This window comes from Faecalibacterium sp. OM04-11BH (assembly GCF_003482185.1).
GTDB lineage: Bacteria > Bacillota > Clostridia > Oscillospirales > Ruminococcaceae > Faecalibacterium > Faecalibacterium tardum.
Map to the genome: position 1 here is coordinate 1 of NZ_QULS01000027.1, position 10723 is coordinate 10723.

General features: G+C 58.8%; 11 protein-coding genes and 1 tRNA gene. 4 read left to right on the forward strand and 8 right to left on the reverse strand.

The window, feature by feature from the left end; translation table 11 throughout:
* Positions 1–219 (forward strand): transposase (locus tag DXB44_RS14715; protein WP_118659056.1); only part of this gene is annotated, 219 nt, incomplete at its 5' end.
* Here DXB44_RS14715 and DXB44_RS13760 read toward each other — a convergent pair.
* The 4 genes from DXB44_RS13760 to sdaAB form a co-directional block, all read right to left on the reverse strand.
* Positions 208–459, reverse strand: a complete 252-nt coding sequence (locus tag DXB44_RS13760; protein WP_118659057.1) for a DUF6061 family protein — start codon at positions 457–459, stop codon at positions 208–210. The genes DXB44_RS14715 and DXB44_RS13760 overlap by 12 nt on opposite strands.
* A gap of 177 nt (positions 460–636) precedes the next feature.
* Positions 637–713, reverse strand: a tRNA-Arg gene (locus DXB44_RS13765).
* Positions 714–920: 207 nt separating this feature from the next.
* Entirely contained in the window at positions 921–1796 is an 876-nt protein-coding gene (gene sdaAA, locus DXB44_RS13770; RefSeq protein ID WP_097778962.1) for an L-serine ammonia-lyase, iron-sulfur-dependent, subunit alpha, read from the reverse strand.
* 3 nt (positions 1797–1799) lie between these two features.
* Complete coding sequence (sdaAB, locus tag DXB44_RS13775) at positions 1800–2480, reverse strand: L-serine ammonia-lyase, iron-sulfur-dependent subunit beta (RefSeq protein ID WP_006735266.1); 681 nt, start codon at positions 2478–2480, stop codon at positions 1800–1802.
* Between the two features lie 256 nt (positions 2481–2736).
* Here sdaAB and tig point away from each other — a divergent pair, with 256 nt between their 5' ends.
* Positions 2737–4041: a trigger factor gene (gene tig, locus DXB44_RS13780; RefSeq protein ID WP_118659058.1), complete on the forward strand. Its 1305-nt coding sequence runs from the start codon at positions 2737–2739 to the stop codon at positions 4039–4041.
* 63 nt (positions 4042–4104) lie between these two features.
* Here the strand turns inward: tig and DXB44_RS13785 are convergent, their stop codons facing one another.
* On the reverse strand, positions 4105–4881 hold the full coding sequence (locus tag DXB44_RS13785) for a sulfite exporter TauE/SafE family protein (RefSeq protein ID WP_118659059.1): 777 nt from the start codon (positions 4879–4881) through the stop codon (positions 4105–4107).
* Position 4882: 1 nt separating this feature from the next.
* Positions 4883–5317 (reverse strand): helix-turn-helix domain-containing protein, encoded by a 435-nt coding sequence (locus DXB44_RS13790; RefSeq protein ID WP_118659060.1) that lies wholly within the window; start codon positions 5315–5317, stop codon positions 4883–4885.
* Positions 5318–5658: 341 nt separating this feature from the next.
* On the opposite strand from DXB44_RS13790, the gene galE reads away from it, so the two are divergent.
* Both galE and feoB read left to right on the forward strand, forming a co-directional pair.
* Positions 5659–6684 (forward strand): UDP-glucose 4-epimerase GalE, encoded by a 1026-nt coding sequence (gene galE / locus DXB44_RS13795; protein WP_118659061.1) that lies wholly within the window; start codon positions 5659–5661, stop codon positions 6682–6684.
* A gap of 159 nt (positions 6685–6843) precedes the next feature.
* On the forward strand, positions 6844–9186 hold the full coding sequence (gene feoB / locus DXB44_RS13800) for a ferrous iron transport protein B (protein ID WP_055186614.1): 2343 nt from the start codon (positions 6844–6846) through the stop codon (positions 9184–9186).
* A 160-nt stretch (positions 9187–9346) separates the two neighbouring features.
* Here the strand turns inward: feoB and DXB44_RS13805 are convergent, their stop codons facing one another.
* Together DXB44_RS13805 and DXB44_RS14720 are read right to left on the reverse strand one after the other, a co-directional pair.
* A complete protein-coding gene (locus DXB44_RS13805) occupies positions 9347–10420 on the reverse strand; it encodes an aldose epimerase family protein (RefSeq protein ID WP_118659062.1) in 1074 nt (357 codons plus the stop codon).
* Between the two features lie 80 nt (positions 10421–10500).
* Positions 10501–10723 (reverse strand): hypothetical protein (locus tag DXB44_RS14720; protein WP_207665888.1); only part of this gene is annotated, 223 nt, incomplete at its 5' end.

Consider the following 10723-nt stretch of genomic DNA (forward strand, 5'->3'; position numbering starts at 1 on the left):
CGGGCATTCTACCCGGCCATCCTTGCCTGCTGGAACAGCGAAGAAGGGCAAAGAGAATTTGCCGCATGGCAGGCGGAACAGGCTCATCTCTCCGGCAAAGAAAAACAGAGCGTTCCCGACGGGGAACGCCCTGTTGTACATATCGCTATCGTATGTGGCTTTTGGCAGGGTGCGTCCGGGTGGACGCACCCTGTTTTTGTTTTGCCTTTAATTTTCTAACCCATGACTCCCAGCCACATTCCTCAGATATTCCTTCGGATTGCCATTCAGAATCAAATCCGCATAGCCCAGCGGATCATTGTAGATGAGGTAGTCCAATTCCGTCCTCTGCGCCATGGTCACATCCAGCGCATCCTCGACCCCGGTGCAGTCGATGGAAATTTTTCTCCCATCCCGGAGCAGTAGTTCCACGCAGCCGGTATCCATGTTGAACTTGCAGGCTCTTTCATCGTACTTCATGTTTGTGTCCTTTCTGCCTTACGGCACCTTTACAGTTGTGACCTTTGTGACACGGTCTTTTTTCTGATAAGGTTTCGGACACACAGCCGTCAGGGAAGAGCCCTTGTTTTCGTTTCCGAAGAAAACAAAAAATCCGAACCCTTCTCCTATCGAGAAAAGGTTCGGATTTTCATGGTTTGGTGCGATGGAAGGGACTCGAACCCCCGGCCTACTGATTCGTAGTCAGTCACTCTATCCAGCTGAGCTACCAACGCATACGTTCCGTTCGGAACATGATGTATTTTATCACGAAGGGCGGGGTTTGTCAACAGCTTTTTTAAAATAATTTTATATTTTCCGAAAAAGAACGTCTTTTCTTTGATTTTACTGCGGCTTTTCTGTAATTCTTCTGCCACATCGGCGCGAAAAGCGGCTTTTACAACCGTTTCTCTCCCGCCGGGCGGGGAAAATTGGTGCCCCGCTCAGCCCTCCTGCGCCAGCTGGCGGGCGATCTTAACGCCGGTGGGAGTAGCGGCAAGACCGCCCTGACCGGTCTCGCGCAGGTCGGGGGAGAGCAAGCTGCCCACGCGGCCCATGGCGTCGATGACCTCGTCGCAGGGGATGGCATAGTCCACCCCGGCCAGTGCCATGTTGGCGCAGGAGACTGCGTTCACCGCACCCACCACGTTGCGCTTGATGCAGGGCACCTCTACCAGACCCGCCACCGGGTCGCAGACCAGACCCAGCAGGTTGCCCAGTGCCATGGCGGCGGCAGCGGCGCACTGCTCCGGGGTGCCGCCCTTCAGGTTACACAGGGCGGCGGCAGCCATGGCGCTGGCTGCGCCTACCTCGGCCTGACAGCCGCCCTCTGCGCCCGCCAGCGTGGCGCGGGCGGCGATGACCTGCCCGAAGCCTGCCGCCACATACAGTGCGTCGCAGACGGCGTCCTCGTCTGCCTGCCCGGCGCGGGCCAGCGGCAGCAGCACCGCCGGCAGCACCCCGCAGCTGCCCGCCGTGGGCGCGGCCACGATGCGCTTCATGCAGGCGTTGCACTCGGCGGTTTTCAGGGCTTCCGCTGTTACTGCGGCCAGATAGTCATCGCCCAACAGGCGTCCCTGCTGCCACGCCTGCTCCACCTTGGCGGCATCGCCGCCGGAAAGGCCGCTGCGGCTGCGCTGTGCGGGGTCGTATTCCTGACTGGTGGCCTGCATCACCTGCCACAGGTGCCGCATGGCGGCGCGGCTGTGCGCCTCGGTCAGGCGGCTCTCCTCCAAATCGCTGCGCAGCACCGCTTCTGCCAGCGTGATCTTCTGGCTGCGAGCAGCAGCCAGCATCTCTTCACAGGACAAAAATGCCATGGCTCATTCCTCCGTTTCTTCCGGCTCGTCCACGTTCAGGCAGGTCACCTTCAGCAAGCCCGGCATCACCGCCAGCTGCCGCTCCAGCGCGTGGGGGATGTGGGAGTCGCACTCCAGCACCATCACCGCATAACCGCCCGCAGCGGCGCGGAACACCTGCATGGACGCAATATTGATGCGCCGCAGTGCCAGCGCCATGGTCACCTCCGCAATGCAGCCGGGGGTGTCCTCGTTGTGGATGATGAGGGTGTTGCTGTCACCGCCAAAATCCGCTGGTACGCCGTCAATTTCCGTGACGCGGATGCGTCCGCCGCCCACCGATGCCGCCTTGAGCGAAAGCTGCCGCCCGGTGCGGCTGGTCAGGGTGAGCACGGCGGTGTTGGGGTGGGCAGAGCGCAGCTCTACCGGGTGGATGCTGAACTGCATCCCCCGCTGCGCGGCCAGCGCAAAGCTGTCCGGCAGGCGGGGGTCGTCCGGGCGCAGACCCAGCAGCCCCGCCACCAATGCGCGGTCGGTACCGTGCCCCTTGCCGGTGGTGGCAAAGCTGCCGTACAGGCCGATGTCTGCCTGCGCCGGAACCTCGCCCAGAAGCTTTTGTGCGGTATAGCCGATCTTTGCCGCACCGGCGGTGTGGCTGGAAGAGGGTCCGATCATCACCGGGCCCAAAACATCAAATAATCGCATAGGGGACAGCCTTCCTTTCCTGAGGGGTTTCCCACTTTTGCGCGGCAGCTGCTGCCGCAAAACGTGCTTTTTTCCTGCATGAATGGACAAAAATTGCCAAAACGGCACATTTTTATCAAGTTTATTATACCGCTTTTGCTGCACTTGTGCTATAATAACTTTATTAATGTTTGAAAATGTCCCCAAAATGGCGTTCCGGCTGCTGCCTTGGCAGCGCCGCCCCGCCGCCAAGGGAACAACACGGAGGGTAGATCCTATGAAACTGGTAAGCGTGGAAACTCCTGAAAAGAGTGTCTGCAAAATGACCTTCAGCGCTACGGCTGAGGAACTGGAGACCGCCTCCAATGCGGTCTATGAGCGCACCCGCGCCACTTATACCATCAAGGGCTTCCAGAAGGGCGAGGCCGACCGCGCACAGATCGAAGCTGACCGCGGCGAGCACACCTTCTGGTACGATGCCATCAACGACCTGATGGATCAGGATGTGCCTGCTTTGTACGAGGCTGCTTTGAAGGAACACGGCTTTGCGCCGGTAGATGACCCCAGCTATGATCTGGTAAGCGTGAAGAAGGACGAGGGCTTTGTGGCTACCGCCACCGTGGCACTGCAGCCCGAGCTGACACTGACCAAGACCACCGGCTTTACCTCCCAGTGCGTCACCCCGGAGGTGACCGACAAGGAGATCGACACGGTGCTGGAGCGCCGCCGCAACTATGCCGCAGAGCTGGTGCCCCACAAGGGCCCCGCTGTAAAGGGCAATGTGGTGCACATGGACTTTGAGGGTCTTCTGGACGGTGTGGCCTTTAAGGGCGGCACGGCAAAGGACCAGTCGGTGCAGCTGGGCAGTGGTCGCATGATCCCCGGTTTCGAGGACGGCATTCTGGGCCACAAGGCAGGGGACGAGTTCGAGATCAACGTCACCTTCCCCAAAAACTACCCCAACAAGGAGCTGGCCGGCAAGCCTGTCGTGTTCAAGATCAAGCTGCATGACGTGTGCGTGCGTCAGCTGCCCGCCCTGAACAGCGACTTTGCCAAGAAGATGGGCAAGGAGACCATGGAGGAGTACCGCGCCTTCGTGAAGCAGCAGCTGTTCGACGGCCGTCACGGCGGTGCGCTGAACCACGCCAAGGACATGATCCTTGGTCAGCTGGCGGATGCAGCAGAGGGCGAGATCCCCAGCATTCTGGTGGAAAACGCCTACCAGCAGCAGATGCAGGTCATCCAGCAGCAGCTGCAGATGCAGCGCATGAGCCTGACCACCTACCTGAGTCAGATCCATGAGACCCGCGAGAGCTTTACTGCCAAGGTGCGTGCCGCCGCAGAAAAGAACACCCGCGCCCGCATGGCACTACTGCAGATCGCACAGCAGGAGAACCTGCTGCCCACCGATGAGGAGATCGACAAGCAGCTGGCTGAGCGCGCTGAAAAGACCAAAAAGACGGTGGAAGAGATCAAGGCAGGCACCGACGTTGCCGCCCTGCGCCGCAACGAGGGCATCCGCAAGGCTGCCGACTGGGTCATCGACCACTCCACCATCGAGGAAAAGGTAGAGAGCAAGTAATTTCAGCTTCAGAATAGAACGAAGGGCTCGTGCAGTGCACGAGCCCTTCGTTTTATTCTATCTTCAGGTCAAGAGGTTGAAACCCATAATGACCACGCCCAGCACCACCAGCACGACGCCGGTGGCGCGGTTCAGGGTCTTGGGGGCGGCCTTGTTGGCAAACACAGCGGCAATGCGCGCCCACAGCAGGGTGAACACCACGCACAGCACCCATACCAGCCAGTCGGGCGTGCCGCCGATCATAAAGTGGGATACCGCACCGGTCAGGGCGGTAAAGGTCATAATGAACACGCTGGTGCCCACGGCAGTTTTCAGTTCGTACCCCAGCACGCTGGTGAGGATGAGCAGCATCATCATGCCGCCGCCTGCGCCGATAAAGCCGCAGATGAAGCCGATGAGCACGCCGCACACCACCGACTGCACCGCACGCTTTTGTGCGCTGACCCCCTGCATGGCTTCCTTGGTGGTCATGACCGGGCGCAGAATGAACTTGACGCCCAGCAAAAAGGTCATGAACACCGAGAAGCCGCCCATGGTGGCGGAGGGCACCTTGCTGGCCACCCAGCTGCCCACCACCGTAAAGGTAAGCACGCTTGCCATCATGATCAGGCCGTTTTTGATGTCCAGATTCTTGTTTTTATGGTAGGTATAGGCAGACACTGCGCTGGCCAGCACATCCGAGGAAAGGGCAATGCCCACCGCCATGTAGGGGTCCATGTGCAGAAAGGTGATGAGCATGGGGCTGATGACCGCCGCCGCGCTCATACCGGCAAAGCCGGTGCCAAGGCCGGCACCCATGCCGGCAAAAAAGGTGACAAGCACCGTAAACAGCAAGTGCATTTTATCCATTCTCCTTTAAAATCTCGTCCAGATTTTTCCCGATGACCTCCATGGTGCGGAAAAACGCCTCCCGGGTGGGAGCGTCCGTGTTGTCCAGCAGGCGGGCAAAAAAGCGCTCCTGCACCTCGCGCCCCCGTGCGATGACCGGCTGCGCCTTTTCGGTGCACAGCAGCTGGGTCTTGCGGCGGTCGCCCGCCACGGCGCGGCGCTCCAGATACCCCTCCTGCACCAGACGATCCACGTTCACCGACACAAGGTTCGCCTTGATTTTGCGGATCTCCACGATATCCCGGGCGGTGGTGCAGTCCGGGTTGTTTGCCAGAAACATCAGGATGTCAAAGGCGGTCTGGGGCAGCCTGAGCTCCTGACACAGCGGCTTGCACATGGCGCTGTACGCCTGTGCAGTCTTGAAACTGATCTCTATGGTAGGATTCATGCGGCGCTCCTTTTTGTCTTTTTATGAATAGTTCATTTTTGAAGCATTATAGTACAGATAAGGGGAGATGTCAAGAGAAAAAAGGATCCGTGCTGTTGTGCAGGGCAAGCAGCCGTGCTATTTCTATGTTTTGCACAAACGGCGCATTCTCTCCATGTGAAAAGTGCAAAAAATCTCTGTTAATCAAAAGTGCATGGAAAAAAGCTGCAACAAAAATATATCCAAATAAAGAAAGCGCCCCTTGCAGTCGGCGGCAAAAAGCGGTATGCTTTAAGCAGACCGGGCAGCGCCCGGCACAAAGAGATAAAAGTGATAATACTATGTGAGAGAGGTACTCGGCTATGGCAATTTTGGTTTCCGGCGGTGCCGGCTACATCGGCAGCCACACCTGCATCGAACTGTTGAACGCTGGCTACGATATCGTGGTGGCAGATAATTATTATAACGCTTCTCCTGTGGTTCTGGACCGGGTCAAGCAGATCACCGGCAAGGATTTCCGCTTCTACAAGGCAGACATGACCCGCCGCGAGGACGTGGAAAAGATCTTCTCCGAGTGCCCGGACATCACCGCTGTCATCCAGTTTGCAGCCTACAAGGCTGTGGGCGAGAGCGTGTCCAAGCCCATCGAGTACTACTACAATAACCTCAACTGCACGCTGGTCATTCTGGACGTGATGCGCCATCACAACTGCCACAACTTCGTGTTCAGCTCCTCCGCTACCGTCTACGGCGACCCCGCCAGTGTGCCCATCACCGAGGACTTCCCCGTGGGCGCTACCACCAATCCCTATGGCACCACCAAGGCCTTTACCGAGCGCATTCTGCAGGACGTCTGCCATGCAGATCCCAGCCTGAATGTGGCGCTGCTGCGCTACTTCAACCCCATCGGCGCCCACAAGAGCGGCCTGATCGGCGAGGACCCCAACGGCATCCCCAACAACCTGATGCCCTACATTGCCAAGGTGGCTGTGGGCAAGCTGGAAAAGGTGCACGTCTTTGGCAACGACTACCCCACCCCGGACGGCACCGGTGTGCGTGACTACATCCATGTTGTGGATCTGGCCCGGGGCCATGTGTGCGCCATCCGCAAGCTGGAGACCGGCTGCGGTCTCTTCATCTGCAATCTGGGCACCGGCAAGGGTTACAGCGTGCTGGATGTCATTCACGCCTTCTCCAAGGCCTGCGGCAAGGAGATCCCCTACGTCATCGATCCCCGCCGCCCCGGTGATATCGCCGAGTGCTACGCCGACCCCACCAAGGCCAAGAACGAGCTGGGCTGGGTGGCCGAGTACGGCATCGAGGAAATGTGCGCCGACAGCTGGAACTGGCAGAAGAACAACCCCGATGGCTACCATACCGTGAAGTAACTTGTAAAAAACGAAGCACCGCATATTCTCGCCTGAGAGGATGCGGTGCTTTTTTTGTGTCTATATTCTCTATTGACATCCGCTGTCAGTTAGCCTATACTACATTTGTTAACACAGACTAACACACACGAACAGTACATATAAAAGAAGGCAAAGGATATGACGTTAAAAGAGTTACAGATCGGCAAAAGCGCCATAGTGGATGCTGTGGGCGGTGCAGGCGCACTGCGGCAGCATTTTCTGGATATGGGTCTGATTCCCGGAGCGGAGGTCACGCTGGTAAAGCTGGCACCCATGGGCGACCCCATGGAGCTGCGCATCCACGGCTATGAGCTGACCCTGCGTCTGGACGACGCGGCACAGATCACCGTGACCCCCACCGAAAAGACCCCGGCGGTGCACGCCCCGGTGGCGGAAAAGATGGTGGAGCACCCGGGTCTTGGCGAGGGCGGCAAGTACCACACCAAGGAGGGGGAGCATCCCCTGCCGGAGGATAAGACCCTGACCTTTGCGCTGGCGGGCAACCAGAACTGCGGCAAGACCACCCTGTTCAACCAGCTCACCGGCTCCAACCAGCACGTGGGCAACTTTCCGGGCGTGACGGTGGACCGCAAGAGCGGTGCCATCAAGGGGCACCCGGAGACCGAGGTCACCGACCTGCCGGGCATCTATTCTATGTCCCCCTATTCCAGCGAGGAGATCGTCACCCGGCAGTTCATCATCGGCGAAAAGCCCACCGGCATCATCAACATCGTGGATGCCACCAACATCGAGCGCAACCTCTACCTGACCATGCAGCTGATGGAGCTGGATATCCCCATGGTGCTGGCGCTGAACATGATGGACGAAATGCGCGGCAACGGCGGCACGGTGCGCATCAACAAGATGGAGGCGATGCTGGGCATCCCGGTCATCCCCATCTCTGCCGCCAAGAACGAGGGCGTGGACGAGCTGGTAGACCACGCTGTCCATGTGGCAAAGTATCAGGAACGCCCCGGGCGCATGGATTTTTGCAGCGAGGATGACCACGGCGGCGCGGTGCACCGCTGCATCCACGGCATTTTGCACCTCATCGAGGATCACGCCAAGGCGGCGGGCATCCCGGTGCGGTTTGCCGCCACCAAACTGGTGGAGGGCGACCCCCGCATTGAGGAAGCCTTGAAGCTGGACCCCAACGAAAAAGAAATGATCGAACATATCATCGTGCAGATGGAGCAGGAGCGCGGGTTGGACCGCGCCGCCGCCATTGCGGATATGCGCTTCTCCTTCATTCAGGAGCTGGTGGCGCAGACGGTGGTCAAGCCCCACGAAAGCAAGGAGCAGCTGCGCTCCAACCGCATCGACAAGTTCCTCACCGGCAAATACACCGCCATCCCGGCGTTTATCGCCATCATGGGTCTGGTGTTCTTCCTTACCTTCAATGTCATCGGCCTGTTCTTCCAGAACCTCATGGAAATGGGCATCGACGCCCTGACCGGCGTTGTGGACACCGCCCTGACCAACTGGAACGTCAACGCGGCGGTGCACTCGCTGGTCATCGACGGCATCTTTACCGGCGTGGGCAGCGTGCTGAGCTTTCTGCCTATCATCGTGGTGCTGTTCTTCTTCCTCTCCATGCTGGAGGATACCGGCTACATGGCGCGTGTCGCCTTTGTGATGGATAAGCTGCTGCGCCGCATCGGCCTGTCCGGCCGCAGCATCGTGCCCATGCTCATCGGCTTTGGCTGCACCGTGCCCGGCGTGATGGCAAGCCGCACCCTGCCCTCGGAGCGCGACCGCAAAATGACCATCCTGCTCACCCCGTTCATGAGCTGCTCCGCAAAGCTGCCTATTTACAGCCTGTTTGCGGTGGCGTTCTTCCCCAAGTACGCGGGGCTTGTGATGGTGCTGCTGTACTTCACCGGCATCTTGGTGGGCGTGCTGGCGGCGCTGCTGCTCAAGAGCACCGTGTTCAAGGGCGAGGCCGTTCCCTTTGTCATGGAACTGCCCAACTACCGCCTGCCCGGCCTGAAGAACGTGGCGCAGCTGCTGTGGGAAAAGGCGCGGGACTTTTTGCAGAGAGCCTTTACGGTCATCTTTGGTGCCACCATCATCATCTGGTTCTTGCAGAACTTTGACCTGCGCCTGTCGCTGACCGTCGACCCGCAGACCAGCATTCTGGCACGCATCGCGGGCGATATCGCCCCGCTGTTCGCCCCGCTGGGCTTTGCGGACTGGCGTATCTCCACCGCCCTCATCTCCGGCTTTATGGCAAAGGAGAGCGTGGTGTCCTCGCTGCTGGTCCTCTTCGGCTCTACGGCTGCCCTGACCGCAGCCCTCACCCCGGCGCAGGCTGCGCCCCTGCTGGTGTTCTGCCTGCTGTACACCCCCTGCATCGCGGCGGTAGCCTCGGTCAAGCGGGAGCTTGGCGGCAAGTGGGCTGCGATCATGGTGGTGAATCAGTGCGCCGTGGCATGGCTGTGCGCCCTGCTGGTGCGTCTGGTCGCCGTGGCGGTGTTCTGAAATACTGGTTCGATTTTTGGGTCCTGAAAAGCCTGCGGCTTTTCAGGACCCTTTTTTCACCGGAGAACTCGTGGAGGCAAAAGTGTCCTTGCCATAAACAAAACGATTCACGCAAAAAACGTCTGCCGAAGCAGACGTTTTTTGCGTGATCTATCTTTCTTTAAAGTTTTCCGCACTGCTTGCCGGTGAAGAACCGCAGGGTGGTGGTGGCGCGGAACACCTTGCCTGCCCGCAGCACCGTGGAGGGGAACTCCGGGTGAGAGGGGCTGCAGGGGAAGTGCTGGGTCTCCAAGGCAAAGCCGCCGTACTTGCGCAGCGGCTCGCCGCCCTTGCCCGGGGCGGGGCAGTCCTGCAAAAAGTTGCCGGTGTACAGCTGGATGCCCGGCTGGGTGGTGTACAGCTTCATGCTGATGCCGGTCTTATCACTGGTGGCCCATGCGCAGATGCTCTGGCTGGAGCCGCGTGCGCGGTCGATGACATAGCAGTGGTCGTAGCCGCCGCCCACCATGGTGGTCTGGGGGAAGCCGGTGTCGATCTCCTTGCCGATGAGCTTACCGGCGGTAAAGTCCATGGGGGTGTTCGCCACGGGCAGGATGTTGCCGGTGGGGCAGGTGGTATTGTTGCCCTCCAGATAGCGGGAGGCGTAGATGCGCAGCTTCTGGTTCAGCACATCGCCGCCGCCATCCAGATTGAAGTAGCTGTGGTTGGTCAGGTTTACGATCGTGTCAGCGTCCGAGGACACACGGTAGTCCATGCGGAAGGTGTTGTCATCGGTAAGGGTGTAGCGCACCGCGATCTTCAGCGTACCGGGAAAGCCGTCCTCGCCGTCGGGGCTTTCGGCCTCCATCAGCAGGGTATCGCCGAAGTACTTCACCTCATAGATTTTCCGGGAAAAACAGCCGTGCAGATGATGCTCGCCGCAGTTTTTTTCCAGCTGGTAGGTCTTGCCGCCCAAGGTAAAGACAGCGTTCTCGATGCGGTTAGCGTAGCGCCCCACAAAAGCACCGCAGCAGGTGCTGCCGGACGAGGTAAAGTCGTTCTCGTAATCTGCCATGGTGTCGTGACCCAGCACCACATCCACCGGGCCATTTTTGGCCGGGACGATGATATTTTTGATCACGCAGCCGTAATCCAGCACGCTGACGGACATACCGCCGGGGTTCGAGAGGATGTACTCGGTAACATTAGCGCCCTCTTTGGTCACACCGAAGGGCTTGGAACGGATCTGTGCCATTGGGCCTCGCCTCCTAAAGCTTTTTTCGGAAATGCAAAAGGGGCAGACTGCCCCCTTTTGCATCTTGTCTGTATTTATGATTATATCACAGTTTTACAGTTTTGTGTTGGATTCCTTTTAGAATTACCATCCAATTTTTGCGGCGATTTTTTGTTAGAATCATCGAAAGTGCCCACAATAGCGCTGCTGGCGGCGCGTTTGCGGAGAAAAAACGATTTTGAATATCCTCCGCTAACGCTCTGGATATTTTCAGCGGAAAAATTATTTTTAATTTCGCGTTTGTCGCGCTCTGCGGAGCGCTCC